We start from the raw sequence: 26484 nt of genomic DNA, 5'->3' as shown, positions 1-26484 counted from the left end.
CCGGATAGCGGACGATGCTGTCAGATTCGAACGGCGGACGGAAGGGATTCGCGCGAATCACCTGAGCGACGGCCGGTATTCCGGGAGCGGCCCCCGGAATACCGTGCACACGTCACAACTTCGGCTCCACTCAACCCCGTTGACCTGGGATCTCGCTTTCCTGAATTCCCCCGCCGGGATGCTGAACCGGGAAGCCGCCGCATCCGTTTGCGCACCGAGCCCGTACCGGCTCGCCGGCGGTTCCGGTCGCCTCCACTCCGCGGCGAGGAGCGCCCCCGCACCCGGGGAGTGCCGGGAGCGGGGGCGCCTGGTGGTGGAGTGCGGCCCGGTCAGCTCCGGGTGGCCACGAGCTGGCTGGAGCCGTCCGGCAGGCCGGCGATGGCGGCGCGCTGGGCCGGGAAGGTGCTCGCGCCGTACGGGCCCTGGACCGCGGCGAAGCCGGACCAGCTGCCGTTGGAGAAGCGGGTCTCGTGGTGGATGTTGCCGTCGTTGGCGATCACCGCCACCTGGGACGAACCGTCCGGCAGACCGGCGATGGCGACCGTCCGCGCGGCCAGGGTGGGCGTGCCGTTGCCGGGGAGCGCGGCGAAACCGGACCAGTTCCCGTCGGCGAAGCGGGACTCGTGGTAGACGTTCGCGTCGCCGCCGATCACCAGGACCTGCGAGGAGCCGCCCGGCAGACCGGCGATGGCCACCCGCCGGCCCGCCATCCGCGGGCTGTTCACCCCGGGCAGCGGGGCGAAGCCGCTCCAACTGCCGTCGGAGAAGCGGGTCTCGTGGTAGACGTTGCCGTCGTTGCCGATCGCGAGGACCTGGGCGGAGCCGTCGGGCATACCGGCGATGGCGACGTCCGCGGCCCCCATGGTCGGGGTGCCGACGCCGGGGAGCGCGCCGTAGCCGGACCAGCTGCCGTCGGCGAAGCGGGTGCGGTGGTAGACGTTGCCGTCGGCGCCGACGGCCAGCACCTGGGAGGAGCCGTCCGGCAGGCCCGCGATGCCGACCCGGCTGGGCCGCGACGCCGGCGTGCCGTCGTCGGGCAGCGCGGCGAAGCCGCTCCAACTGCCGCCCGCGGCGCGGACGCCGTGGTACAGCCGGCCATCCAAGCCGATGCCCAGCTCCTGCGAGGAGCCGCCCGGCAGGCCGGCGATCGCGGCCTCCGAGCCGCGGAACACGCCCGCTCCGCCCGTCAGCGGGCTGAAGCCGGGCCAGGCGCCCGAGCTCTGGCGCACGCCGAGGAAGAACGCGGAGGTCTGGGACGGCGGGGCGGCGGTCAGCTGGATGTCGAGGTAGTCCTGGTCGATCCCGATCGAGTAGCCGCCCCAGGTCTCCGGGTTCTGCGGCGAGGCGTACTGGTGGGCACGCTGGTGGTTGGACCAGTAGCCGGCGGGTATCGCCGGATCCTCGGTGTCCTCCCTGCCGTTCCAGTTGGCGCTGAAGACGGCGTCGGGCATGGTGTAGGCGCTGTTGCCGGCGTTGGCGACCAGGTCCTTGATGCCGGAGGAAGAACTGCTGTAGACGCCGGAGTTGTAGCCCCAGGCGTGCAGTTCGTTGGTCCAGGCGGTGAGGAAGCCGAGGGCCGCGGCCGAGTACTGCGGGGTGGTGTACGCCTCCATGTCGTAGTAGAGGATCGTGCCGGGGCCGAAGCCGAGGGCCTGGGCCTGGCTCACCGCGTCGTCGGCGGCGTTGGCGCCCTCCGTGGCGGGGTAGACGATCTTCGGGGCCTGCACGCCGACGTACAGCGGCATGAAGGCCCAGCCCGCGGCCTGCTGCTGCTGGACCCACGAGGCCGTCAGGTTCGGCTGGGCGCAGGCCCGCTTGGCGCCGCCGATGTAGATGCCGACCGCCCGGTACGGGGAGGAGGTCATCCACGCGTTCATCGCGGCGGCGGAGGGCGCGGTGCAGGCGTCGAACCCCTTGCCGGTGTAGTTCGTCGCCGACGCGGGTATCGACGCCACCGCCGAGGGCGCGGCCGGTGCGGCCGGTGCGGCCGGTGCGGTCACGGCCTGGCCGGACGGCGCGGCCGCGGCGGCGGTTCCGGCGGTCGTGGACCGCGGGGCGGGGGCCGCCGGGGATCCGGCGGGTGCCGGCTCCGGACGGTGCGCCGGCGCGGGGGTGAGCCCGGCGCCGGTGACGGTCCGCCGCACCAGCGGCTGGTCCGTCTCGTACGTCCCGGTCACGGCGACGACGCCGTCGTTCGCCCGTATCGTCCGCGCGACGGGGTTGGAGCCCTCCCGGTCCGGTACGGCGCCCGCGGCGGGCTCGACCAGCAGTGCCTCGGTACGGCCGATCAACCGCGGCGGGCAGACCTGCTGTTCGCCCGGGTGGCCGAGGTACACCGCGTGCTGGTCGAAGCGGACGCAGGCCTGCGGGTCCGCGGCCAGGTCCACCACCGGCCAGGCCGCGGGCACCCGGAACACGCGGCCCTGGTACGTCACCGCCTTGATGTCCTGACCACCGGCGGGAGCTGCTACGGCGGAGCCTGCGGCGGCGGGCGCCGCCACGAGCACGGCCACCGCGACGGCCGCGGCGCTCCGGAGCGCTGTCATTGGGGACTTCACCCAGATCTCTCCTGACGTGACGAAGGCCGCGCGCCGAGGAGTCGGCGCGCGGCGTCGGTCACGATATCCACGCCGCCGACGGGGGCCGCCACGGGCCCCACCACCCCCGGCCGAACAGCCTGACCCATCGTCAACGGTCGCTGCGGGACGGTCCCTGCACCCGCTCATCCCGCCAGCCGCAGTGGCACCCACTGCGCACCTCGGCCACCCGAGGACCGTCCGCACCGTTGTAGAGCCACCAGGTGGTGCGCCCGTCCGGCAACGGCGCCGGGTCACTGCCATCCGCCAGCACCGCAGCCGGGAAGCCCTGCTGGCGCCCGCTCTCGTGAACCCATGGCATGCCGCGCCCCTCGCGCTTCCCCGGAGTACGGCGCCAGGGTTCTCAGCCCGTGACGCACTGCCAAGGTCGCACAACGGCTGCCGCGACCCCCAACTCACGACGGCGCGCAGTCATTCGGATGATCTCCCTCCACCGCTGCTCGGCGGATGCGGCGCAGACGCGAATCCCGATCAGAGCGCCGCCGCCACCGCCGCCGCGACGAACAGCACCTGCAGCGCGGTGCGTGCCGGCAGCGGGGTGACCGGCTTGCCGGCGAGGGTGCCGCCGGTGCGGGCGGCGTACACGTTGGCGGGGAACATCGCCAGCATCAGCAGGGCGAGCCCGACGGCGGCGTAGGGGGCGAGCGGCGGGACGAGCAGCCCGGCGGCGCCGGCCAGTTCCAGGACGCCGGTGAGCGTGACCAGCAGCGCAGGGCGGGGCAGGGCCGGCGGGACCATCGCGACGAAGTCGCGCCGGAAGGCGGGCAGGAAGTGCGGCACGCCGGTGGTGAGGAACATCAGGGCGAGGGCACCGCGGACGGCCGGCTGCCAGGCGTCGAGGGAGTCGACGGCGACAAGTCCGAGCAGGCGGAGGACGGCGAAGCCGCCGAGGAGGGCGATGAGCGGGGCCATGGGGACACTCCAACTTGTCACTGGAAAGATAATCTTGCCACTGACAAGATTCGCGCGGGCAAGCAATCTTGTCAATGCCTAGATATGCTCGTGGGGTCGTCGACGAGAGGGATGAACCATGGGCAGGGCCGAGAGCTACCACCACGGGAACCTGCGCAGGGCGGTGCTGGACGCCGCGCTGGAGGCGATCGCGGAGTCGGGGCCGTCGGGGTGGAGCCTGCGGGAGCTGGCGCGCCGGGCGGAGGTGTCGCACGCCGCTCCGGCGCACCACTTCGGGGACAAGGCGGGGGTGCTGACGGCGGTGGCGGCCGAGGGCTTCGCGCTGTTCGCGGACGCCCTGGAGCGGGCGGCGGGGGATCCGTACGGCTCGGGTGTGGCGTACGTGCGGTTCGCAGTGGACCACCGGGCGTACTTCGAGGTGATGTTCCGCCCGGAGCTCTACCGGGCGGACGACCCGGAGATGGCCGCGGCCCGGGACCGGGCGGGGGCGGTGCTGGCGGCGAGCGGCCGGAAACTGTCACGCGGGAAGGGGACCGACCGGGCGACGACGATCGCCGCGTGGTCGGTCGCGCACGGCTTCGCGAGCCTGTGGCTGAACGGCGCGCTGCCGGAGAGCCGGGACGGCGGAGAGGTGGAGGAACTGGCCCGGGAGGTGCTGCGGGTGATGTTCCGGGGCGCGGAGTAGGAGGTCGGCGGCCTGACCGACTCCTGCCGGTGCGCTCACGACCGGGTCCCTCGCCTCGGCTTCCCACCGCCGTCATCAGCCCCGTTCCGGGCGGCCCCCCGTCCCGCAGCGGCGTTCCAGGAAGCGGCGAACGCGCAGGTCAGGGCCCATTTCGTCGTTCCAACGTCCCGGATCACCCGGCGGCGCTGGCGGGCGGGACGGATGCCGGGGCAGTCTGCGGTCCGGCGGCAGGCTCGCCGCCTCCCCACCGATCCCAGAAGGAAGCCCTCGTATGCGCACCTCGAACCGGCGCCCGCTCGCCGTCCTCGCGGCCTCGGTCGGACTGCTCGCCGCGGCGGCCGGCCCGGCCGCCGCCGTCCACGGCGGGTCGGACACCACGACCAGGTCCCACCCCTTCGTCGTGGCCCTGGAGACCGCCTCCGGCGAGCAGTGGTGCACGGGCGCGCTGATCGCGCCGACCAAGGTGCTCACCGCGGGCCACTGCGTCGCCGAGGCGGCCGACCCGCGCTCCCTGCGGGTCATCACCGGGCGGACCGACCTGACCGGCTCCGGCGGCCAGGTCCGCCGGGTGAAGGACTACCGGTTGGACCCGCGGTACACCGCCGGCTTGGAGCACGACTCCGCCGTCCTCACCCTGGACCGGCCGCTGCCGCAGCGGCCGGTCCGGGTGGCGGGGCAGCGGGACGCGGCGCTCTACCGGTACGGCCGCACGGCCACGCTGTTGGGGTTCGGACGCACCGGCTCGGACGGCCCGGGCACCCACCTCAAGCAGGCCGTGCTGACGCTGGCCCCGCCGGCCTCCTGCGACCCGTTCACCTGGCCCGACGACTCGCCCCTGCTCAAGGTCTGCGGCCTCCCCCGGGCCGGCACGACGGACAGCGTCTGCAAGGGGGACTCGGGTGGCCCGCTGCTGGTCGGCGGCGTGGTGATCGGCGTGGTCTCCACCGGCAACAAGTACTGCGACACCCAGCACCCGGTCTCGGTGTTCACCCGGGCCACCGACGTCCCCGCGGAGCTGCTGTCCTGACCAGGGCCTCCCCGTGCCTGCGGCCGCCCGCCGTCAGGGGCGGCCTCCGGCGCGCTCGGCGGGTCCGGCCGGGGAAGCGCAGAGCGCGCCTAGGGTGTCGCGGAGGGTCTGTTCGAAGAAGGGCTCGGGGTCGGCGAGGGTGAAGTCGAGGTGGCCGAAGGCCTCCAGCGCGACGAGGCCGTAGATCCGGGTCCACGCCTGGACGAAGGCGGCCAGCACCGGTAGCGGGACGGGCTCGGCGAGGTGTTCGCGCAGGTCGTCGAACTGGGCCCACCACGACGGGGCCGGGTCCGGGCCGGCCGTCGGGCGGATGACGCCCTCGCGCCACAGCCGGACCATCAGGCCGAGGAAGACCTGGCCGAAGCGCCAGCCGGCGTCGTGGGCGGGGTCCGCGGGCGCGGTGCCGGCATCGGGGACCGGCTTGCCGAAGATCAGGGTGAACTCGGCGCGGTGGGCGAGCGCCCAGTGGCGCAGCGCGCGGGCGGCGTCGGCGAGGCGTTCCGGGGTCGGGGCGTCGGGGCGGTGGTCGCGGGCGGCTTCCAGCCCGGCGGCGAGGTCGAGGTAGAGGTCGGCGACGACGGCCTGGACCAGGGCGCGGTGGTCGGGGAAGTAGCGGCAGACGCCGGGGGCGGTCATGCCGACCGCCCGGGCGGTGGCGCGCAGGGTGAGCGCCGTGGGGCCCTCCTCGGCGAGGAGGGTGCGCGCCGCGGCGACGATCTCGGCGGCGGTCCGCTCGCGCTGGCGCTCGCGTCGGGTGGGCGGCTTCTCGGGCATCCGGTCTCCCCGGCTTGACTTTGTTAACGATGTCAGCTTTAGCTTACACCGTCAGCACTTCGACGGTGGCGCGGCCGGCCCGGCCGCCACCCCGTCGCGACCTCAGGGGGATTCGTCCGATGTACATGATCGTTCTCGGCTACTCGTTCACCACCCGGTGGCTGGCGCTGTCCCGGCCCGAGCGCAACCACCTGCGCGAGACCCACCTCGCCCCGCTGGTCGCGAAGTACGCGGACCGGGTACGGACGCGCTTCTTCGACGCGGAGGCCTTCCAGACCCGCTTCACCGACTTCGCCCTGCTGGAGACCGAGGACCTGACGGCCTACTACCACCTCGTCGAGGAGCTGCGGGACACCCCGCTGATCCACCAGGGCTACCTCGAGTTCAAGGACGTCGTGCTGGGCATCGAGGACGGCTACCAGCACTTCGAGCGTCGCGCCCTGACGGAGCAGGCCGCATGATCACGGACGCCGCCGCGCCCGCGGGCCGTCCGCGACACGGCCGGCGGCCGGTCGCGGCTCCCGCGGGCGCCGACCCGCGGGAGCCGGACCGGGGTGTCAGGAACGATCGAACAGGGTGACCACGCTCCGCGGTGCCTCCGGGCCGAAGAAGACCTCCAGGTTCCGCTCCGAGCGACGGGCGGCGTCGCCGCCGCGCACGAACAGCCGCTCCTCGTAGGCGGCGAGCGCGACCTCGGTGTCGGGCTGCCCGACCAACTCGCCCGCCAGGTCCGCGCCGTCGTACATGGCGAGGTTCGCACCCTCGCCGGCGAAGGGCGACATCAGATGCGCGGCGTCGCCGACGAGCGTCACACCGGGCACCCTGTCCCAGGTGAGCCCGACGGGCAGGGCGTAGACGGGTCGGAGCCACGGTTCCGTGTCGCTCTGCGTCACGAAGGCGGTGAGCAGCGGCGACCAGCCGTCGAACTGGTCCGCGAGTCGACGGAGGCCGGCGGACGGGTCGCCGAAGTCGATCGACCTCATCCACTCCTCGGGCTTGTTCAGCGCCACGTATCCGCGCACGCGCCCGTCGGCGTGGCGATGCGCGATGATGCCCCTGCCCGGCGCGACGGCCATCAGCGTGCCACTGCCGGTCTCGGCCACGCTCGCCCGGCCGCCCCGGGCGAGGGCGATCTCGATGAAGCAGGTTCCGCTGTAGACGGGCTCGGCGGGGGTGAGCAGCGGACGCACCTTCGACCAGGCACCGTCCGCGCCGATGACGAGGTCGGCGCTCACGGCGGAACCCTGCGCGAAGGTGAGGTCGTAACCGCCGCCCACCCCGGGCCGGATCGAGGCGAGCTTGTGACCCCACCTGATCGTCCCGGGCGCCAGCGAGTCGATGAGCAGGCGCCGCAGTTCGCCCCGATCCACCTCCGGACGGGCCGAACCGGGGTCCGCGGGCAGGTCGAGCAGGATCGTGCCGTGGCGGTCCACCACGCGCTTGGCATCCTCGCCCGGGCGGACCAGCGTGAGGAACTCGTCGTACAGACCGGCTGCGCGGAGCGCGACCTGTCCGGTCTCCACCTGGATGTCGAGCAGGCCGCCCTGCGTTCGGGCCTTCGCCGAAGCCTCACCCTCGTAGATCGTCGCGGCGACGCCGTGGGCCTGGAGCACCCGCGCGAGCGTCAGCCCGCCCAGTCCTGCTCCGACGATCGCGATGGTCTTCCGCATGCTGCGCTCCTCCGTTGGCCGGCACGCGCCGGCGGTGGTCAGCGCCGGGAGCGGACGGGACGCCCGCTCTCGGCGAGGAGACGCTCACCGATCAGAACCATCTGCATCGATGTACGAGCGATGTCCGGCGGGTGGTCCGCGGAACATCGGTTTTCGCGACCTCGTGACTATAGCCCGGCCACCAGGGCGACAGCGCGACGCGACCGTGCCGGACGACGGACCCCGGACCAGGCCACCGCGCGGATCACCGGGCGGCTTCACCGGTCGAGCAGCAGGGCCGGCAGCGGACGGGCGGTCGCCTGCGCGGCGGGCCGGGTCAGGTGCAGGGCGGTGTGGAAGAGGCCGTCGGTCTCCTTGCCGCGGGGATCGTCGCCGGCCGCGGCCACCGCGGCGACGGCGTAGCGCTGTTCGTCGGCGTCGGTGAAGCGCCGCTGCGGGTAGGTGCGGGAGGTGTCCCGCTCCGTGGTCAGGCCCAGCGGGGCCAGCCCGTCGGCGATGTCCCGGTAGGAGACCGTACGCAGCACGAAGGCGGCCACCCAAGGCGGTTCCCGCCGGCCTTCCAGCAGCGGGCGGAAGGTGCGGGCGGACAGGAAGCTCGCCCCGCCGGTCAGGGTGATCAGCCGGGTGCCGCGGGTGGCCCGGTACAACTCCGGGCTCGGCGCGTCCGTCTCCAGGTTCTCGACGAACCCCGCGTCGAGCAGGCCGGCGGCGAGGCCGTAGGCGACGGCCGGCGCGGAGATGTCGAGGCCGATGACGGGCACGGCGTCCGGTCGACGGCGCTCTGCGAAGAACTTCCGGTCCGACTCGATCAGTTCGTCGGTCGTCAGCCGGACGATCCGCGGCGAGGTGTAGCGGTCGTAGAGCTCCTCCAGCGTGACCCGGTGGTTGAGCAGGGCCGCGTTGATGCCGTACGAGCAGCAGACGTCCAGGACCGTGGCCCCCGGCTCGTGGTCCTGGCGGCCCGCCGGGCGCCCGGGAGGTCCGGGCAGGCCCGCCAGGGGCAGCAGGCCGCGGAAGACGCTCTGGGCGTGATGGGGTATCTGGTACTCCAGCGCTCCCAGGACGCCGAAGTACGACCGGGGGTCCGGTCGGCCGTAGAGGTCGTCGAACCGGGTCATCCGCATCGGCGTACCCGGGGTGTGCTCGTCGCCGGCCGCGCTCATCAGGACACCTCCTCATTCCGATGGAACATCCATAACGCGCTGTCCGCCGGTTGGGAAGGGTGCCGATCCGGCCACCCGTACGGCCGCCGGGGCGGTCAGCCGGGCAGCGCGGCGTCCCGCTCCGTACCCTCCATCGCGCCGTCCACCGCGTTCTCCACCGGGGCCGGCGCCGGGACCGGTGCCGCCCGCCCGGGCACCCCGCGCCAGGCGCGGGCGGCCAGGAGGCCGGAGGCCAGGGCGAGGGTGCCGAGCGCGGCGGAGGCCGCGGTGAGGCCGAGGGCCGCCCCGAGCCAGCCGGCCAGCGGGTAGGTGAGCAGCCAGCACCCGTGGGAGAGCGAGAACTGGGCGGCGAAGACCGCCGGGAGGTCCTCCCTGGCCACCGAGTCGCGCAGCACGCGGCCGGTCGGGGTGAGGATCAGCGAGCCGACCGCGCCGAAGGCGGCCCAGACGGCGAGCAGGACGGGCCAGTGCCAGGCGCCCGGCCCGGCGGCCGTGAGCGCGGCGAGCAGGGCGAACAGACCGACGATCCCGAAGGCCGCCGGGATCATCACGATCCGGTCCGGCAGCCGGTCGAGCACCCGGGGCAGCAGCAGGGCCACGGCCATCGACCCGGCCCCGTAGGCGCCGAGCGCGACCGGGACGTCGGTGGCGGGCCGGCCGAGCTGGCCGCGGACGTAGACGACGGTGTTGACGATCACCATGGCACTGCCGGCGGCCGCCGCGAGGTCCAGGGCGAGCATCGCGCGCAGCCGGGGCACGGCGAGGAACAGCCGGGTGCCGCGGACGGACCTGGCGAGCACGCCCCCGCCCGCCTCCACCCGCTCCGGCCGGACCGGTTTGGGCAGGACGGCGGAGAGCACCAGGGCGGCGGAGGCGAGGAACCCGGCGGCGGTGCCCCAGAACAGCCAGTTGTAGCTGATCAGGGCGAGCAGGGCGGCCGCGAGCGCCGGGCTGACCAGGCTCTCGGTGTCGTAGGCGAGCCGGGACAGCGACAGGGCGCGGGTGTACGCCCGCTCCCCCGGCAGCACCTCGGGGATCACCGACTGGAAGGCCGGGGTGAAGGCCGCCGAGGCGCACTGCAGGACGAAGATCAGGACGTAGACCTGCCACACCTCGGTCACGAAGGGCAGGGTGAGGGCGACGGCGGCCCGGATGAGGTCGGAGGCGGCCATCAGGCGCCGGCGCGGGATGCGGTGGGCCAGCGCGGTGACCACCGGCGCGATGCCGACGTACGCGAGCATCTTGATCGCCAGCGCGGTGCCGAGCACCGATCCGGCGTCCGCTCCGGCGAGGTCGTACGCGAGGAGGCCGAGCGCCACCGTGGCGAGGCCGGTGCCCACCAGGGCGACGGTCTGGGCGGCGAACAGGTGCAGGTAGGTGCGGTTGCGCAGCACGGACAGCATGAGGGACCCCCGCTCGGACGGGCGCGGCAGGACGACACGACCAGGATAGGTCAACATGTGCACGCATGTGCACGTGTTGAGGAAAGAACGGCCCGCACCCCGGAGGGCACGGGCCGGGAGGAACGGGTCAGTCGTGCGGCGGGAGTCCGCCGATCTGGTGGTCGGCGACGCTCAGCGCCTCGTCGACCAACCGGCGCAGATGGCCGTGGCGCAGCGCGTACACGACGCGCCGGCCGTCCTTGCGGGCGGTGACCAGGCCGGCCAGCCGGAGCTTGCCGAGGTGCTGGCTGACCGAGGTCCGGGGGGCTCCGGCCGCCTCGGTGAGCGTGGTCACGTCGGCCTCGCCGGCGCTCAGCCGCTGGAGCAGGGCGAGCCGGGTGCGGTCCGCGAGCAGCGCCAGGATGCCGGCCGCGGCCTCCAGCCGCTCGTCGTCCCGGCGCTCCTGCGCATGGTGCGCACCTGATACCTGAAGGCTGCCGCTCATGGCGCCATCGTAGGGCCCCGGCGTCCCGGCGCGCCGTCCGGGCCGTCCGGGCCGTGACAGCGCTTCGGCCGGTCCGGCTGACAGACCGGACCGGCCGAAGCGCCGGGCAGCGCCGGCCCGACGCGCCCGGCCGGAGGAGCCGCCGTGGACTCCTCCGGCCGGGTCATCGGATCAGGCGTTCGCGCCCCACAGTGCGCCCGGGACGGCGGTGTGACGCAGAGTCTGCCGCCACTCGTCACCCGGCGGGCAGGGGGTGGGCGGACACGGCGGCGGCGGGCACTCCTGCCGGTCCTCGACCGTGATCGCCACGCACGGGCAGTCCTCGGTCAGCTGGACCGTGCTCACCGCGGGCTGCGACAGCTCGTACCCGGGCGGCGCCGCGGTCTCCTGCCAGTAGTACGTGCCCAGCGGCAGACCCTCCGCGGAGCAGACGCCCGACGCGGGGGTCACGCACGGCGAGCCCACGGCGGTGTCCGGGTTGGCCCCGGTGGTCTGCAGGCCGGCCACGCCGTTGGTCTCGTGCCACAGCTGGAAGGTCGCCCCCGCCAGCGGGTGGCCGGTGTCGGCGTCGACCTTGGTGACGGAGGTGGAGCCGGTCGGAACGACCGTCTTCACGTCCTTGACGGTGACCTGGACGTCCGGCCGGCGTACGTCGAGGACGACGGTGGTCACCGCGGGCCGCGGCAGCTCGTAGCCGGGCGGCGCCGCGGTCTCCTGCCAGTAGTACACGCCCAGCGCGAGGTCGTCGGCGGAGCAGACACCCGTGGCCGGGGTGACGCAGGGCGCGCCGACCTTGGTGTCCGGGACGGCCCCGATGGTCTGCAGGCCGGGGACACCGTTGGTCTCGCGCCACAGCTGGAAGGTCGCCCCCGCCAGCGGGCGGCCGGTCTCGGCGTCGACCTTGGTGACGGAGGTGGAACCGGTCGGAACGACCGACTTCACGTCCTTGACGGTGACCCTGACGTTCTGCCCTTCGGTGTCCAGCACCACGGTCGTCACGTTGACCGCGGGCAGGTCGTAGCCGGACGGAGCGTCGGTCTCCTGCCAGTAGTACGTGCCCAGCGGCAGGCCGCTCGCCGAGCAGACGCCCGACGCCGGGGTCACGCACGGCGAGCCCACGGCCGTGTCCGGGTTGGCCCCGGTGGTCTGCAGACCCGGAACGCCGTTGGTCTCGCGCCACAGCTGGAACGTCGCCCCCGCCAGCGGCTGCCCCGTGACCGAGTCGACCTTGGTGACGGTGGTCGCGGCGACCGGAACGCTGGTCTTGGCGTCCTGGACGGTCACCGGGACGTTCTGCCCGTTCGCGTCCAGCACCACGGTGGTCACGTTGACCGCGGGCAGGTCGTACCCGGGCGGCGCCACGGTCTCCTGCCAGTAGTACGTGCCCAGCGGCAGGCCGTCGGCGGAGCACACGCCCGTGGCCGGGGTCACGCACGGCGAGCCCACGGCCGTGTCCGGGTTCGCGCCGGTGGTCTGCAGCCCGGGGACACCGTTGGTCTCGCGCCACAGCTGGAAGACGGCGCCGGCCAGCGGGCGGCCGGTCCCGGCGTCGACCTTGGTGACGGAGGTGGAACCGGTCGGGACGACCGTCCTCACGTCCCTGACGGTGACCCTGACGTTCTGCCCGTTCGTGTCCAGCACCACGGCGGTCACGGGCTGCTGCGGCAGGTCGTACCCGGCCGGAGCGTCGGTCTCCTGCCAGTAGTAGGTGCCCAGCGGCAGGCCCTCAGCGGAGCAGACGCCCGACGCGGGGGTCACGCACGGCGAACCCACGGCGGTGTCCGGGTTCGCCCCTGTGGTCTGCAGACCGGCCACGCCGTTGGTCTCGTGCCACAGCTGGAACGTCGCCCCCGCCAGCGGCTGCCCCGTGACCGAGTCGACCTTGGTGACGGTGGTCGCGGCGACCGGAGCGCTGGTCTTGGTGTCCTGGACGGTGACCGGGACGGTCTCCCCGTTCGCGTCCAGCACCACGGTGGTCACGTTGAGCTCGGGCAGGTCGTAGCCGTTGGGGGCCGAGACCTCCTGCCAGTAGTACGTGCCCAGCGGCAGACCGCTCGCCGAGCAGACGCCCGACGCCGGGGTCACGCACGGCGAACCCACGGCGGTGTCCGGGTTCGCCCCTGTGGTCTGCAGACCGGCCACGCCGTTGGTCTCGAGCCACAGCTGGAACGTCGCCCCCGCCAGCGGCTGCGAGGTCGCGGAGTCGACCTTCGTCACGCTGGTGGACCCGGTCTCGATCACCGGGCTCAGGGTGTCCCTGACGGTGACCGGCACGTTCTGCCCGCCGGTGCTGAGCACCACGGTCGTCACCGGGGGCTGCGGCAGGTCGTAGCCGGAAGGAGCCGCGGTCTCCTCCCAGTAGTAGGTGCCCAGCGGAAGGTCGGCCACGGAGCAGACGCCGTCCGCCCCGGTGGTGCAGGGGGAGCCGACCTTGGTGTCCGGGTCGGCCCCCGAGGTCTGCAGGCCGGGGACGTCGTTGGTCTCACGCCACAGCTGGAAGACCGCGCCCGCCAGCGGCTGCGAGGTGACGGAGTCGACCTTCGTCACACTGGTCGAGCCGGTGGGCGCCGGCGGGGTGCCGCACTCCGGGAGGTCGCCGTTGAAGGGATAGGCGTGGAACTCGGTACCGGTCATCCCGGAGCCCGAGTTGTGCAGCAGCGAACCGGTGGTGAAGAACCGTCCGTTCAGGCCGGGCAGGTTCATGGTGGCGGTGCTGGCCGGGTTGCCGACCAGCACGCTGCCCTGGAACTGCCCGGAGCCCGTGAGGGTGACGGTCGTCGCGGTGGGGAAGTTCCACAGCAGGCGCTCGCGCAGCTGGTTCCAGGGGTCGTTGTCCACCAGGCTGCCGCTGTAGGTGTTGATGGTGCGGGCGCCACCCACGAGGTTGACCAGCACCGTGGCGTTCGCGGGGATGCCGGCGAACGCGATGCCCTGGGTGCCGCCTCCGTTCCCGACCAGGTCGAAGTCGACGTTGAAGACCTGGAGGGCGGAGGTGCCGTCACCGGTGAACAGGGTCTGGTAGCCCTGGTTGACGGCGGTCCCGGTGGCGGGGCGTGGCGTGCCGACCCCGGCGTAGCACTCGCTCGCCGTCTGCAGCTGGCCGCGCAGCGGCGTGTAGGCGGCCACGGCCTGCGGGTCCTGGACCTTCGTGCCGGTGATGTTGCCCGTGGCGGTGCCCGCGTAGCGGACCACGCCCCCGTCCGCCAGCAGGGTCTGCCCCGGGGCGATGGTGACGTTGCCGCCGGCGGTGAGGAAGTCGGCGCCGTCCGGCGGGGGGACGCGGGAGCCCACGCCGACGATGCCGATGTTGTACACCGAGCTGACGCCGGCCGCCTTGTTCTGGTCGAAGTTGCCGAGGGTCACCACGTGGCCCTCGGCCTCCGCGGCCGAACCCCTGACGTTGAAGTCGCCGCCGACGAAGATGTTCACGCCGGCGTCGCGTCCGGCGAAGGGGCCGTTGTTGATCGGCGGGAACGTGGCCGGACAGTCCGCGCCCAGGCAGGGACCGAGCCCTCCGGGCAGGCCGGCCGCGTGGGCGGCCGTCGGTGCGACGAGCGACATGCCGAAGGGGACGAGCGCCAGGGCCAGGGCGGAACCCATCGCCCTGCCGAGTCGGCGTCTCCAGGTCACGGCGGTCGCCGGATTCTGACTGGGCTTCACCTCAGTCCTTTCATCTGTGGATGCAGTACGGCCCTCGGAGTGTCCTGGGCCGCAGCGCCGGGCGACGGTGACACGCGAGCGGTTTCGCCTGAACGCCGCGCCGGTGCACCCGGTCGGGGGGGGGGGGGGGGGGGCGGGGGGCGGCCGGCCGGGCGGGGCCCCCCCCCCCCCCGCGCGGCGCCCCCCCCCCCCGCCCGCGCCCCCCCCCCCCCCCCCCCGCCGGGTCCGTGCACGCCCGCCCGCACCGGGCCGCCGCCGATCTCCCCGGCGGCTATCCGGGGTTCCCGCCCGCGGCGGGGGCGTCGAACTCGGCGAGGGTCTCGCGGGTGAAGCCGAAGAAGTACGTGGCCAGGAAGCCCGCGAGGTAGCCGGTCAGCAGCCCGCCTCCGTAGACGGCGGCGCCCGCGAGGAGTCCGTGCGAGTCGGCCAGCAGCGGGAACAGGGCCCAGCCGGAGGGCCCGATCGCGGTGGAGCCGACCGCGTCGCCGAGCTGGCCGGCCGCCCCGACGAAGGCGCCGCCCGCGGCGCCGCCGACGCAGGCGGTGACGAAGGGGCGCCCCAGCGGCAGGGTCACCCCGTAGACCAGGGGCTCGCCGACGCCGAGCAGGCCGGCCGGGAGGGCGGACCTGATGGTGGCCCGGAGGGAGGCGTTGTGCCGCAGCCTCAGGTAGACGGCCACCGCGCAGCCGACCTGCCCGGCGCCGGCCATGGCGAGGATCGGCAGCAGGACGGTGGAGCCCTGCTGCTGGATCAGGGTGGTGTGGATCGGGATCAGCGCCTGGTGCAGGCCGAGCATGACCAGCGGCAGGAAGAGGCCGCCGAGCACGAGCCCGGCGAGCAGGCCGCCGTGGGCGAGCAGCCAGGTGGCGCCGCGGCCGATGGCGGTGGAGACCTCCCCCGCGACGAACATCAGCCCGAACAGCGCGGCCAGCCCGCCGAGCAGGACGGTGACGGTGGGGGTGACCAGCACGTCCAGGGCGGCGGGCACCAGCCGGCGGGTCCAGCGCTCCAGGTGGACCGCCAGCAGCGCGGCGCCGAGCGCCCCGACCACCCCGCCCTGCCCGGGGGTGAGGTGGTGCCCGAAGGCCTCCACCTTGGCGACCCCGGCGTAGACGATCACACTCGCCACGGCCCCGCCGAGCACGGGTGTGCCGCCGAACTCCTTCGCCGTGTTGTAGCCGACGAAGACGGCGATCAGGGACATGAACCCGGAGGAGACCGGGCCCAGCGCGGTGACCAGCGCCGGTGCCCAGCCGAGGTTGGCGAGGGCGCCGGAGAGGCCGGCGACGATGCCGCAGCCGATCAGGGCGGGGATCAGCGGGACGAAGATGTTCGCGATCCGGCGCAGCGCCAGTTTCACCGGGGTGGCGTTGCGCTGCCGGGCCTCGGCCCGGAGGCGCTCGCCGCGCCCGGCGAGCGCCTCGGCGGTGGTGGCGTCCCGGACCTCCGGCGCGGCCGCTTCCCCCGTTCCGGCCGCTCCCGCCGGTGCGGCGGCGGGCTCCAGGAGGCGGCGCAGCTGCCCGGTGACCCCGGCGACCGCGGCGGGCCCGAGCACGATCTGGTAGGTGTCGTCCTCGACCGTGCCCAGGACCGCCGGCAGCGCCCGCAGCGCGTCGGTGTCGACCAGGGAGCGGTCCGTCAGGCCCAGCCGCAGCCGGGTCATGCAGTGGGCGACCGAGTGGATGTTGGCGGCGCCACCGACCAGCGGGAGGATCGCCTCGGCCACGGCGCGGTTCTTCTCGTCCGACATGCCGGGGGGCGTACCCGGGTGCTCCCCGGGCTCAACCGCCGGCGTGCGCGGCGGTGCCGAGCCGGGCGGCCGTCGCCGGGGGGCGGGCGGCAGCGTCCGCCCGGTCCGCGAGCGGGTCGTCCTCGGCCCGCATGGTGCGCACCCGGTGCACGTACCGGTCGATCAGGTGGCGCAGCACGCTGACGGTGGCGGCGACGTCCGGCTCGGGGACGCCGTCCAACGCCCCGGCGAGTCCGGCGATGTTGGCCTGTTTCAGGCGGTCGAGCAGGTCCCGTCCGTCGGGGGTGATGGCCACCTGGCGGGCCCGCCGGTCCAGCTCGTCCTGGCTGCGTTCCACCAGCTGCTGGCCCTGGAGGCGGTCGATCTGCCGGGTCACGTGGGAGGGCTTGACCATCAGGCGGTCGGCCAGGTCGCTCACCCGGCTGGCCCCCGCGCCCTCGGCGAGCGCGCGCAGCAGGTAGACGTCCGAGCGGTTGGCGGTGATGCCGGCCCGCGCGGTGCGGCGCTCGTGCTCCTGGGACCGCGTCAGCAGGTAGGTCAGCGTGGCCAGTACGTCCTCCAGGCCGTCCAGCCCCTCCGGCGGGGAGGCGGTGGTCCGGGCGTCTTCGGCGTCTTCTTCGTCCGACATGGGGGAACTGTAGCGATCGGGTGCCGACGGCGGTCCGGACGGGGAAGCATGGCCGGATTCCGGACAGATTCGGCCGACACCCGGTACGCCCTTTCGCCACCACGGAACGCGAGTTAGCGTGACGTTCAGTTAGTTGCTTTGGGCACGTAATGACGCCCGGCCCAACTCCCGGAAGGGGATTCACCGATGGCCACCACCGAGAGGACCCCGCGCTTCACCCACCCCGCCGCCCGCGGCACCTGCCCGTTCGACCCGCCGCCCGCGTACGGGCAGGCCCGACAGGAGGAGCCGGTCAGCCGCGTCTCCCTGTGGGACGGCTCCACCAGCTGGCTGGTCACCCGCCACGAGGACATCAAGGCGGTCCTCTCCGACCCCCGGTTCAGCTCCGACTCCACCCGGCCCGGCTTCCCGTTCATCAGCGCGGGCGCCCGGCAGCTGAACACCGGCCGGCCCACCATCATCCGGATGGACGAGCCCGAGCACTCCCGCTACCGCCGGATGCTGACCGGCGAGTTCATGATCAAGAAGGTCGAGGCGCTGCGCCCCGAGGTCCAGCGGATCGCCGACGACCTGCTGGACCGGATGACCGAGGGCCGCTCGCACGCCGACCTGGTCCGCGAGTTCGCCCTGCCGCTGCCCTCCCTGGTGATCTGCCTGCTGCTCGGCGTCCCCTACCGGGACCACGACTTCTTCCAGGAGCGCAGCCGCGTCCTGCTGCACCGCTCCGCCACCCCCGAGCAGGTCACCGCCGCCCAGGCCGAGCTGGTCGACTACCTGGTCGACCTCACCGAGGCCAAGCGCGCCCGGCCCGACGACGGCATCCTCAGCCGCCTGCTGGAGCGCGGCGAGCTGAGCACCGAGGAGATCGGCTCGATGGGCCGGCTGCTGCTGATCGCCGGACACGAGACCACCGCGAACATGACCGCGCTCTCCGTCCTCGCCCTGCTGCGCAACCCCGACCAGCTCGACCACCTGCGCGAGCACCCCGAGTCCGTGCCCGGCGCGGTCGAGGAGCTGCTGCGCTACCTGACCATCGTGCACTCCGGCCTGTCCCGGGTCGCCACCGAGGACGTCGACCTGGACGGCGTGCGGATCAGGGCGGGCGAGGGCGTCGTCTGCATGGTCAACACCGCCAACCGGGACGAGCGCGAGTTCCCCGGTGGCGACGAGCTCGACCTGACCCGCGACGCCCGCCGCCACCTGGCCTTCGGCTTCGGCGGCCACCAGTGCCTGGGACAGCCGCTGGCCCGGCTGGAGCTGCAGATCGCGCTGGCCACCGTCCTGCGGCGGCTGCCCCGGCTGCGCCTGGCCGTCCCGTTCGAGGAGATCCGCTTCCGCGGCGAGATGCTCGTCTACGGCGTCCACGAGCTGCCGGTCACCTGGTGACCGGCTCCCCCCGCTGACCGTCCCCACCACACCGACCCACCTGCCCCGCGGCGGAGTTCGCGACCGCCGGGGCACCCGTTCCGAAGGGAAGACCATGCTCGTCCGGATCGACCAGGAGAAGTGCTGCGGCGCCGGGCACTGTGTGCTCGCCGCCCCCGACGTCTTCGACCAGCGCGACGAGGACGGCATCGTCGTCCTGCTCGACGCCGAACCGCCCACCGGGCTCCACCAGGCCGTCCGGGACGCCGCCGCGGTCTGCCCGGCCTCGGCGATCAGCCTGGAGCAGGTGTGACCGCACTGCGGGACGTGGCCGTGGTCGGCGCCGGCGCGGCCGGGCTGCACGCCGCCGAGGCACTGCGCCGCTCCGGCTACGACGGCCGCCTCACCCTGATCGGGGCCGAGCCGGAGCCGCCGTACGACCGGCCGCCGCTGTCCAAGCACTTGCTCGGCGGGGAGTGGCAGCCCGACCGCCTGGCCCTGCGCGGCCCCGAGGCGCTGGACGGGCTCCGGCTCGACCTGCGCCTCGGGGTCCGCGCCGAGCGGCTGGACCGCCGGGAACGCACCGTGCGGCTCTCGGACGGCCGGCGGGTGCGCTGCGACGCCGTCGTCGTCGCCACCGGGGTCCGCCCGCGCCGGCTCCCCGGCGCCGACGCGCCCCGGCCCGGGGCGCACGTGCTGCGCACCCTCGCCGACGCCCTCGCCCTGCGCGAGGAACTGCGCGCGGGCGTACGGCTGTTGGTGGTCGGCGGCGGGCTGCTGGGCGCCGAGGCGGCGGCCACCGCCGTCGGGCTCGGCGCCGAGGTGACGTGGCTGACCTCCACCGCCACACCGCTGGCCGCCGTCCTGGGCGCCGAGACGGCCGCGCTGCTGACCGGCCTGCACCGCGCGCACGGGGTGCGGCTCCACCGGGGCGTGGCCACCGCGCTGCTCGAACGGTGCGGCCGGGCCGTCGGCGTCCGGCTGGCCGACGGCTCCGAACTGACCGCCGACGCCGTGCTGATGGCCGTCGGCTCGGAGCCGGCCACCGAGTGGCTGGCCGACAGCGGCGTCCCGCTGGACGACGGCGTGGTCTGCGACGCCTACTGCGCCGCCGGCCCCGGCGTCTGGGCGGCCGGGGACGCCGCCTCCTGGCCCGACCCGCGAACCGGCCGCCACCGGCGCCTCGAACAGCGCACCAACGCGACCGAGCAGGCGATGCACGCGGCCCGGAACCTGCTGGCCGGGCCGGACGGCGCCCGGACGGCCTACCGGCCGGTCCCCTACCTGTGGACCGACCAGTACGGGCTGCGGGTCCAGGTGTTCGGCCGGCCCGGCGGCGCGCAGCGGTTCGAGGTGGTCGACGGCAGCCTGGCGGAGCACCGCTTCGCGGCCGTCTGCGTCCGGGACGGACTGGTCACCGGCGCGGTGGGGATCGCCTCCGCCCGGGCGCTGCGCGGGCTGCGCGCCCAGGTGGCGGCGCACGGTCCGTGGCCGCCCGAGCCCACCTGAGGCTCCGGGCGGGTATGGACCGGGCAGCTGCGGTCCGCCCGCCAACCGGGCGAGGCGGCGGGCGGTCCGGCATGGTGCGCGGGCCGCGGGACGGCCGGGCCCGGAGACTGGTGGCCCGCAGCCGGCCAGGGGAGAGCGCACATGGACGACCGCAGCCGCCGAGCCGCCCCGGGGCCCGCGGCCCCCGTCCCCGCCCCCGTCCCGGCGGCACGCTCCCGGGCCGGGGTCCTGGGCACCGCGCTGGCCGCCGTACTGGCCTTCTCGCTCTCCTCCGGCACGTGGCAGTGGTTCTCCGCCTACATCGGGCTGACCCTCCTGGCGGTGGTCCTGTCCTCCACCCACCCGCCGACCCGCGCGACGGACGCCGGTGCCGGCTACGCCCGGAACCTGGCTGCCTACGCGCTGGTCGTCGGGCTGAGCGCGGCCCTCGCCCTGGCCCCCGCGATGCAGCGCTGGTCCTGGCTGTTCCCGATGCCGGGCACCCGCCGCACCTGCCCCCACCTGGGCGACTACGCGCGGCTGCAGGCGCAGTCCGCCCTCGGCGACCTGGCCGCCCGGGACGGCGCCGCGCTCGCCACCGCGCAGGACGAACAGGCCCGGCTCGCCGTCGCCGGCTGCCTGTCCGCCACCACCACGCTCTGGCTGCCGGTGTACGCACTGGGCGCCGCCCTGCTGGTGGCACTCGTCGTCCGGCTGCTGGACCGGTCCCGTCCGCTGACGGGGTGACGGCCGGCGCGGCCGCCGAGCTGCTACGCCTGCCCGGGCCAGGGCACCGAGGTCTCGACCCCGGCGGTGTAGTCGACGCCGGGGACGTCCCAGCCGTACAGCTGCCGGAACTGGTTGTAGAACCAGGCGGCCCCGGCCGGGTCGGCGCCCAGCGCGGCCGCCGGGTCGGCCCACAGTTCCCGCACCCGGTCCTGCACGCCGGGGTCCAGCTCCCAGCCGTCCAGGCGGATGCGGCCCTGCGCGTCCAGGACCAGCTCCTTCGCGCCGGTCAGCTGCTCCCACAGGTCCACGGCCTGGTCGTCGGTGGTGCGCCAGCCGTCCTCGCCGAGGACGTTGCGCAGCAGCGAGGTGTACAGGGCGATGGAGGGGATGGCGGTGGACGCCTGGGTGACGGCCGCGCCGGCGACGACGGTGAATGCCCGGCCGCGGTCGGCGAGCAGCCCGGTCTGCAGCTCACGGGCGGTGGCCTCCAGGTGCTCCTTGGCGGCGCCGATCGTGCCCTGCCGGTAGACCGGCGCGGTGATCTCGGAGCCGACGTAGGACAGGGCCACGGTGGTGAAGCCGGGGCCGAGCAGGTCCTCCTCGGCCAGCGCCCGCACCCACAGCCGCCAGTCCTCGCCGCCCATCACCTTGACGGTCGCCGCCCGCTCGGCCTCGTCGGCCGGGGTGAGGTCGACGGTGCCGATCTGCGGGGCCCCGTCGTCGAACAGCAGGGACGGCGAGGTGTACGGGGCGCCGAGCGGCTTGATCACCGAGTGGTGGACCTCGCCGGTGGCCGGGTCGGTGCGCCGGGGCGAGGCGAGCGAGTAGACCAGGTAGTCGACCTTGCCGTAGCGCTCGGTGAGGAGCTTGAGCACCTCGGCGCGGGTGGCGTCCGCGTAGGCGTCGGCGTTGACGAAGGTGAAGTCACCGCCGTCGCGCTCGACCAGGGCCGAGGTCGCGGCGGTGCGGTACCAGCCGGCGGTGGCGGTGCGCCGTTCGGTGGCGGCGGCCTCGAAGCCGACGCCGATGCCGCGGATGCCCTGGCGGCGCAGCCCGGCGAGCAGGAGCGCCTGGCCGTATCCGGCGCTGGCGCCGAGGATCAGGGCGACCGGGGCCCGGTCGGCCGGTGCCGCGGGCTCGATGCGCTGCCACTGGCGGTCGACGGTGGCTCCGCTGCCGGTGGGGTGGGAGTTGACGATCAGGTAGCCCCGCTGCTTGGGGGTGATCTGCTGGTTGCTCACGCGGTGGCGCCCTCTCCGATCCGAAGATCGTGATCTTGGTGTCGTTCGTCCGGAGCCTATCCGCGTCGACGGGCGCGGCCTTTGCCACGCCGTCACGGAAGATCCGGCCAGCGCTTGTGGGAGGTCGTCATTGCGGCGCGGTCCCGCTTCGGCTATCCCGACGGCCGGTCAGCCGGTCAGCCGCCGGGGAGCCCGGGCGGTCGAGCCGCCGGAGCCCGGCGGTTCTTGATCGTCGTCATCCCGCGATGATGCCCCGGCCGACCGGACGGCGCCGCCTCCGCGCCGCTCCGCCGACGAACTGCCCGTCCGCACAACCGAGTTGTGGAGATTGCGTGCCCGTCGACTGTGTCCCGGTGCACCGGGTAGGCGCCGGTGAGGGTCTCCGGACCGCCGGGGACCGGCGCCACGGCCACAGGAGGATCTTTCGATGCAGATGCCCGTCCACCCGATGCCCGTCACCTTCCCCCACAGCCCGCTGCCCGACGTCCCGGTCACCGCGGAGCTGCGGTTCGACCCCGACCTCCCCTACGCGGCCTGCCTGGCGTTCCCGCTGACGCCCTGCGAGTGCGCACCGTCCGAGGCCCAGGTGTGCTGGTACTTCAGCCGGGAGCTGCTGAACGAGGGCCGGCACGCGCCGACCGGCAGCGGCGACGTCCTGGTGAGCCCGGGGCACGAGGGCGAGGTCCTGATAACCCTGCGCGGGCCCGACGGCGGGCAGGCCGTCCTCAGCGCGCCGGAGGGGGAGGTCTCCGCGTTCCTGTCGGACTCCTTCCTGCTGGTGCCGGCCGGCACGGAGTCCGAGCACCTGGACGTGGACGCCGCGCTCGCCCGGCTGCTCGACGAGGACTGACCGCCCGGTCGACCGGCCCGCGCCGCACGGGCCGACCCCGCCGTTGCGCCGTTGGAGTGCTCTGCCCCCGCCCGCCACGGCAACCGCGGTGCTCGGCCGCCCCGCGCGCCGCGAGGCCCACTAGGTTCCTGCCGTGGACGAAACCAGGGCTTCGAGCAGGCGCCGGCCGTCCGCCGGCGAGCGCGTCACGGCCGGCCTGGACGGGCGGCTGCCGGTCACCGAGTCGGGCCGGGAGCTGCTGCGCAAGGTCTTCCCGGACCACTGGTCCTTCCTGCTCGGCGAACTCGCGCTGTACAGCTTCGTGGTGCTGCTGCTGACCGGCGTCTACCTGACGCTCTTCTTCCAGCCGAGCATGGACGAGGTCGTCTACCGGGGCGCCTACCTGCCGCTCAGCGGCGTACGGGTGTCCGAGGCGTACGCGTCCACCCTGCGGATCAGCTTCGAGGTGCGGGGCGGACTGATGATCCGCCAGATCCACCACTGGTCGGCCCTGCTGTTCGCCTCCGCGATCGGCGTGCACCTGCTGCGGGTGTTCTTCACCGGGGCGTTCCGCCGCCCGCGCGAACTCAACTGGGTGATCGGGGTGACGCTGTTCAGCCTCGCGCTGCTGGAGGGGTTCTCCGGCTACTCGCTGCCGGACGACACCCTCTCCGGCACCGGCCTGCGGATCGCCGAGGGCGTGCTGCTCTCGGTGCCGCTGGTCGGCACCTACCTCACCCTGTTCGCCTTCGGCGGCGAGTTCCCCGGGCACGAGATCATCCCCCGGCTGTTCACCGTGCACGTGCTCCTGGTCCCCGGCCTGCTGCTGGCCCTGGTCGGGGCGCACCTGACGCTGGTGGTGGTGCTGAAGCACACCCACTGGGCCGCCCCCGGCCGCACCAACCGCAACGTGGTGGGGATGCCGTTCTTCCCCCAGTTCCTGACCCGCACCCTGGGCCTGCTGTTCGCGGTGGGCGGCGTGATGGCGCTGTCGGCGTTCCTCGCCGAGGTCAACCCGATCTGGCGGTACGGGTCCTACCGCCCCGACGTGGTCGCGACGGGCGCCCAGCCGGACTGGTACATCGGCTTCATCGAGGGGGCGCTGCGGCTGATGCCGGCCGCGGAGACCAGGGTGCTCGGGCACACCGTGTCGTGGAACGTCTTCCTGCCCGCCCTGGTGGTGCCCGGCCTGCTGTTCGCGGCGCTGTACGCCTACCCCTTCGTCGAACGGTGGCTCGACCCCGGCGGCGGCGAGCACCACCTGTGCGACCGTCCGCGCAACCGGCCCACCCGTACCGCCCTGGGCGCCGCCGGGGTCACCGTCTACGCGGTGCTCCTGGTCGCCGGCGGCAACGACGTGATCGCGTACGCCTTCGAGGTCTCCGTCAACGCGCTCACCGTGGCGCTGCGGGCGGCGCTGGTCGTGCTGCCGCCGGTGGTCTTCGTGCTCACCCGGCGGATCTGCCTGGCCCTGCAGGCCCGGGACCGCGCCCGGCTGCTGGACGGCGACGAGACCGGCCGGATCGACCAGTCCCACGACGGCGGCTTCACCGGCCACCACCGCCCGGTGCCCGCCGCCGAGCGGTACGTGCTGCTGGCGCGCGCCGCGACGGACCCGGTGACCGCACCCGAGGGAGCGCCCCGGCACCGGCGGGTACGCGCCGCGGCCAGTTCCTGGTTCCACCGCGACCGGGTCGAACTGCCCTCCACCGAGCGGGAGTCGGCGCACATCGCGGCCGTCCTCACCGCCCCGGCCCACCCCGCTCCGCCGGCCGCCCGGCCGCCCGGGCCCGTCCCGGGCGGCCCGCTCCGGCGGCTGCTGCGCCGCCTCAGCCCGCGCCGTGGTCGCGGTACTGGAAGATGAAGCCGGCCACCGAGAGCGCGAGCACCAGGGCGCCGACGACGATCAGCCACCGGGCGAACACCAGCCCCAGCGCGAAGACCGTCACGCCGACCGCCGCGAGGACCGGGTAGCCGCTGCGGGCCGGGAAGAACCCCACCGGCCCGGCGGCCTCCGCGATCTCGGCCTCCTCGCGGTCCTGCGCCCGGCCGCCGCCCAGCCGCTGGTGCTGGACGAACCAGAACAGCGCGACCAGGCCGGACATCAGGAACGCCACCGCCAGGATCGCCTTGCCGGCCGGCTCCTGCGCCCAGAAGCCGTAGACCAGCCCGGTCACCGCGAAGAACGCCGTCATGACGGCGAACAGCCACCCCTCCGCCTTCACCGCCCGCTCCCCCGCTCACCGCTGCGGCCCTGCGGCACCCCGGCGGCGCCGCCCGACGACTCCTCCGGGGGCACCTCCGGAGGGTGCAGGTCGAAGGCCGGCGACTCGGAGCGGATCCGGGGCAGCGCGTGGAAGTTGTGCGACGGCGGCGGGCAGGACGTCGCCCACTCCAGCGACCGGCCCCAGCCCCACGGGTCGTCCTCGGCGACCTTCTCCCCGTACCGGGTGGTCCGCCAGACGTTGTAGAAGAACGGCAGGTTGGAGACCCCGAGCAGGAACGAGCCGATCGAGGCGCACACGTTCAGTGTGGTGAAGCCGTCGGCCGGCAGGTAGCTCGCGTAGCGGCGCGGCATCCCCTGGGCGCCCAGCCAGTGCATCACCAGAAAGGTGCTCTGGAAGCCCACGAACAGGATCCAGAAGTGCACCTTCCCCAGCCTCTCGTCGAGCATCTTCCCGGTGAGCTTCGGCCACCAGAAGTAGAAGCCCCCGAAGGTCGCGAAGACGACCGTGCCGAACAGCACGTAGTGCAGGTGGGCCACCACGAAGTAACTGTCGGTGACGTGGAAGTCGATCGGCGGCGCGGCCAGCAGCACCCCGCTCAGCCCGCCGAACAGGAAGGTCACCATGAAGCCGATCGACCAGAGCATCGGGGTCTCGAAGGACAGCGAGCCGTTCCACATCGTCCCGACCCAGTTGAAGAACTTCACCCCGGTGGGCACCGCGATCAGGAAGGACATCATCGAGAAGAACGGCAGCAGCACGTGGCCGGTGACGAACATGTGGTGCGCCCACACCGACATGGACAGCGCGGTGATGGCGATCGTCGCGCCGATCATGCCGTAGTAGCCGAACACCGGCTTGCGGCTGAACACCGGGATGATCTCGGTGACGATGCCGAAGAACGGGATCGCGACGATGTAGACCTCGGGGTGGCCGAAGAACCAGAAGAGGTGCTGCCACAGCAGCGCCCCGCCGTTCGCCGCGTCGAAGGCGTGCGCACCGAACTTGCGGTCCGCCTCCAGGCAGAGCAGCGCGGCGGTCAGCACCGGGAAGGCCAGCAGCACCATGACCGAGGTGAACAGCACGTTCCAGGTGAAGATCGGCATCCGGAACAGCGTCATGCCCGGCGCCCGCAGGCAGGTGATGGTGGTGATGAAGTTGACCGAGCCCAGGATGGTGCCGAGGCCGGCCACCACCAGGCCGAGCGCCCACAGGTCCCCGCCCGGCCCGGGCGAGAACAGCGGCCCGTTCAGCGGCGCGTACGCGAACCAGCCGAAGGAGGGCGCGCCCCCGGTGGTGAGGAAGCCGCTCAGCACCATCAGCCCGCCCAGCAGGAAGGCCCAGTAGGTGAAGGCGTTCAGCCGGGGGAAGGCGACGTCCGGCGAGCCGATCTGCAGCGGCATGATCGCGTTGGCGAACCCGGCGAAGGTCGGGGTGGCGAACAGCAGCAGCATGATCGTGCCGTGCATGGTGAACAGCTGGTTGTACCGCTCGTTCGACAGCAGCCCGGTGTCCGGCCCCATCAGCTGGGCCCGCATCAGCAGCGCCATCACGCCCCCGGCCAGGAAGAAGCCGAAGGCCGTCACCAGGTACAGGTTCCCGATGACCTTGTGGTCCGTGGTGAACAGCCAGCGCAGCAGCGTGCCGCCCTGCCGGACGCGCGCCCGGGTGCGGTGCTGCGCCCGGGGCGGCGCGGTGGACGAAGCGCTCATGGAACCTCCGCAGCGGAGCCGGTGACGCCCCCGGTCGCGGCGCCGATCCCCTCCCCGGCCCAAGCGGAGGGCCCGCCCTCGCACGCCATCGCCGACCCTAGCGGCGGCGGCCCGGGCCGCCGGGGCGCCACGCGGTACGGGC

23 protein-coding genes are annotated in these 26484 nt (G+C 74.1%); 9 read left to right on the top strand and 14 right to left on the bottom strand.

What is annotated here, in order from left to right; all coding sequences use genetic code 11:
* Window positions 1-329: 329 nt before the first annotated feature.
* From ACFY0X_RS17785 to ACFY0X_RS17775, 3 genes are all read right to left on the bottom strand, one after another.
* Window positions 330-2546: a glycoside hydrolase domain-containing protein gene (locus ACFY0X_RS17785; protein WP_387755453.1), complete on the bottom strand. Its 2217-nt coding sequence runs from the start codon at window positions 2544-2546 to the stop codon at window positions 330-332.
* A 142-nt stretch (window positions 2547-2688) separates the two neighbouring features.
* Entirely contained in the window at window positions 2689-2898 is a 210-nt protein-coding gene (locus ACFY0X_RS17780; RefSeq protein ID WP_387755450.1) for a hypothetical protein, read from the bottom strand.
* Between the two features lie 170 nt (window positions 2899-3068).
* Window positions 3069-3509 carry a DoxX family protein gene (locus tag ACFY0X_RS17775; protein WP_387755447.1) on the bottom strand — a complete coding sequence of 147 codons (441 nt, stop codon included), beginning with the start codon at window positions 3507-3509 and terminating at the stop codon, window positions 3069-3071.
* Window positions 3510-3627: 118 nt separating this feature from the next.
* Here ACFY0X_RS17775 and ACFY0X_RS17770 point away from each other — a divergent pair, with 118 nt between their 5' ends.
* Both ACFY0X_RS17770 and ACFY0X_RS17765 read left to right on the top strand, forming a co-directional pair.
* Window positions 3628-4194, top strand: a complete 567-nt coding sequence (locus ACFY0X_RS17770) for a TetR/AcrR family transcriptional regulator (protein WP_387755444.1) — start codon at window positions 3628-3630, stop codon at window positions 4192-4194.
* A gap of 271 nt (window positions 4195-4465) precedes the next feature.
* Window positions 4466-5221 (top strand): S1 family peptidase, encoded by a 756-nt coding sequence (locus tag ACFY0X_RS17765; protein ID WP_387755441.1) that lies wholly within the window; start codon window positions 4466-4468, stop codon window positions 5219-5221.
* A 33-nt stretch (window positions 5222-5254) separates the two neighbouring features.
* On the opposite strand, the gene ACFY0X_RS17760 is transcribed toward ACFY0X_RS17765, so the two are convergent.
* On the bottom strand, window positions 5255-5995 hold the full coding sequence (locus ACFY0X_RS17760) for a TetR/AcrR family transcriptional regulator (RefSeq protein ID WP_387755439.1): 741 nt from the start codon (window positions 5993-5995) through the stop codon (window positions 5255-5257).
* Window positions 5996-6114: 119 nt separating this feature from the next.
* Between ACFY0X_RS17760 and ACFY0X_RS17755 the strand changes: the two genes are divergently transcribed.
* Entirely contained in the window at window positions 6115-6456 is a 342-nt protein-coding gene (locus ACFY0X_RS17755; protein WP_387755436.1) for a darcynin family protein, read from the top strand.
* 96 nt (window positions 6457-6552) lie between these two features.
* Here ACFY0X_RS17755 and ACFY0X_RS17750 read toward each other — a convergent pair whose 3' ends face one another.
* The 7 genes from ACFY0X_RS17750 to ACFY0X_RS17720 all read right to left on the bottom strand — a co-directional run bounded on the left by ACFY0X_RS17750 (window position 6553) and on the right by ACFY0X_RS17720 (window position 16753).
* A complete protein-coding gene (locus ACFY0X_RS17750) occupies window positions 6553-7665 on the bottom strand; it encodes an FAD-dependent oxidoreductase (RefSeq protein WP_387755433.1) in 1113 nt (370 codons plus the stop codon).
* A gap of 257 nt (window positions 7666-7922) precedes the next feature.
* Window positions 7923-8828, bottom strand: coding sequence for a hypothetical protein (locus ACFY0X_RS17745; protein WP_387755430.1), 906 nt, complete (start codon window positions 8826-8828; stop codon window positions 7923-7925).
* A 95-nt stretch (window positions 8829-8923) separates the two neighbouring features.
* Window positions 8924-10231, bottom strand: a complete 1308-nt coding sequence (locus ACFY0X_RS17740; protein WP_387755427.1) for an MFS transporter — start codon at window positions 10229-10231, stop codon at window positions 8924-8926.
* Window positions 10232-10358: 127 nt separating this feature from the next.
* Window positions 10359-10715: an ArsR/SmtB family transcription factor gene (locus ACFY0X_RS17735; RefSeq protein ID WP_387755424.1), complete on the bottom strand. Its 357-nt coding sequence runs from the start codon at window positions 10713-10715 to the stop codon at window positions 10359-10361.
* Window positions 10716-10886: 171 nt separating this feature from the next.
* Complete coding sequence (locus ACFY0X_RS17730) at window positions 10887-14345, bottom strand: SpaA isopeptide-forming pilin-related protein (RefSeq protein ID WP_387755421.1); 3459 nt, start codon at window positions 14343-14345, stop codon at window positions 10887-10889.
* 301 nt (window positions 14346-14646) lie between these two features.
* Window positions 14647-16125: a PTS transporter subunit EIIC gene (locus tag ACFY0X_RS17725; RefSeq protein ID WP_387755418.1), complete on the bottom strand. Its 1479-nt coding sequence runs from the start codon at window positions 16123-16125 to the stop codon at window positions 14647-14649.
* Window positions 16126-16156: 31 nt separating this feature from the next.
* Entirely contained in the window at window positions 16157-16753 is a 597-nt protein-coding gene (locus tag ACFY0X_RS17720; protein WP_387755415.1) for a MarR family winged helix-turn-helix transcriptional regulator, read from the bottom strand.
* Window positions 16754-16939: 186 nt separating this feature from the next.
* Here ACFY0X_RS17720 and ACFY0X_RS17715 point away from each other — a divergent pair, with 186 nt between their 5' ends.
* The 4 genes from ACFY0X_RS17715 (at window position 16940) to ACFY0X_RS17700 (ending at window position 20353) form a co-directional block, all read left to right on the top strand.
* A complete protein-coding gene (locus ACFY0X_RS17715) occupies window positions 16940-18139 on the top strand; it encodes a cytochrome P450 (protein ID WP_387755412.1) in 1200 nt (399 codons plus the stop codon).
* A 94-nt stretch (window positions 18140-18233) separates the two neighbouring features.
* Entirely contained in the window at window positions 18234-18431 is a 198-nt protein-coding gene (locus ACFY0X_RS17710; RefSeq protein ID WP_387755409.1) for a ferredoxin, read from the top strand.
* Complete coding sequence (locus ACFY0X_RS17705; RefSeq protein WP_387755406.1) at window positions 18428-19627, top strand: NAD(P)/FAD-dependent oxidoreductase; 1200 nt, start codon at window positions 18428-18430, stop codon at window positions 19625-19627. Before ACFY0X_RS17710 ends, ACFY0X_RS17705 begins: the two co-directional genes overlap by 4 nt.
* Window positions 19628-19768: 141 nt before the next feature.
* Entirely contained in the window at window positions 19769-20353 is a 585-nt protein-coding gene (locus ACFY0X_RS17700) for a hypothetical protein (RefSeq protein ID WP_387755403.1), read from the top strand.
* 23 nt (window positions 20354-20376) lie between these two features.
* On the opposite strand, the gene ACFY0X_RS17695 is transcribed toward ACFY0X_RS17700, so the two are convergent.
* Window positions 20377-21576: an enoyl-[acyl-carrier-protein] reductase FabV gene (locus ACFY0X_RS17695; RefSeq protein ID WP_387755400.1), complete on the bottom strand. Its 1200-nt coding sequence runs from the start codon at window positions 21574-21576 to the stop codon at window positions 20377-20379.
* Between the two features lie 427 nt (window positions 21577-22003).
* On the opposite strand from ACFY0X_RS17695, the gene ACFY0X_RS17690 reads away from it, so the two are divergent.
* Together ACFY0X_RS17690 and ACFY0X_RS17685 are read left to right on the top strand one after the other, a co-directional pair.
* The gene (locus ACFY0X_RS17690; protein ID WP_387755397.1) at window positions 22004-22426 is read left to right on the top strand and encodes an SsgA family sporulation/cell division regulator; all 423 of its coding nucleotides are present in this window, start codon (window positions 22004-22006) and stop codon (window positions 22424-22426) included.
* Window positions 22427-22559: 133 nt separating this feature from the next.
* The gene (locus ACFY0X_RS17685; protein ID WP_387755395.1) at window positions 22560-24269 is read left to right on the top strand and encodes a cytochrome bc complex cytochrome b subunit; all 1710 of its coding nucleotides are present in this window, start codon (window positions 22560-22562) and stop codon (window positions 24267-24269) included.
* On the opposite strand, the gene ACFY0X_RS17680 is transcribed toward ACFY0X_RS17685, so the two are convergent.
* Both ACFY0X_RS17680 and ctaD read right to left on the bottom strand, forming a co-directional pair.
* On the bottom strand, window positions 24235-24630 hold the full coding sequence (locus ACFY0X_RS17680; RefSeq protein ID WP_387755393.1) for a cytochrome c oxidase subunit 4: 396 nt from the start codon (window positions 24628-24630) through the stop codon (window positions 24235-24237). The two genes, ACFY0X_RS17685 and ACFY0X_RS17680, sit on opposite strands and share 35 nt — an antisense overlap.
* Window positions 24627-26342, bottom strand: a complete 1716-nt coding sequence (gene ctaD, locus ACFY0X_RS17675) for a cytochrome c oxidase subunit I (protein ID WP_387755390.1) — start codon at window positions 26340-26342, stop codon at window positions 24627-24629. The genes ACFY0X_RS17680 and ctaD overlap by 4 nt, the downstream gene beginning before the upstream one ends.
* Window positions 26343-26484 lie beyond the last annotated feature (142 nt).

This window comes from Kitasatospora sp. NPDC001547 (assembly GCF_042894165.1).
Classification (GTDB): domain Bacteria; phylum Actinomycetota; class Actinomycetes; order Streptomycetales; family Streptomycetaceae; genus Kitasatospora.
Note: the sequence above shows the minus strand (reverse complement) of the source record. Positions and strands in the feature narration are given on the sequence as shown.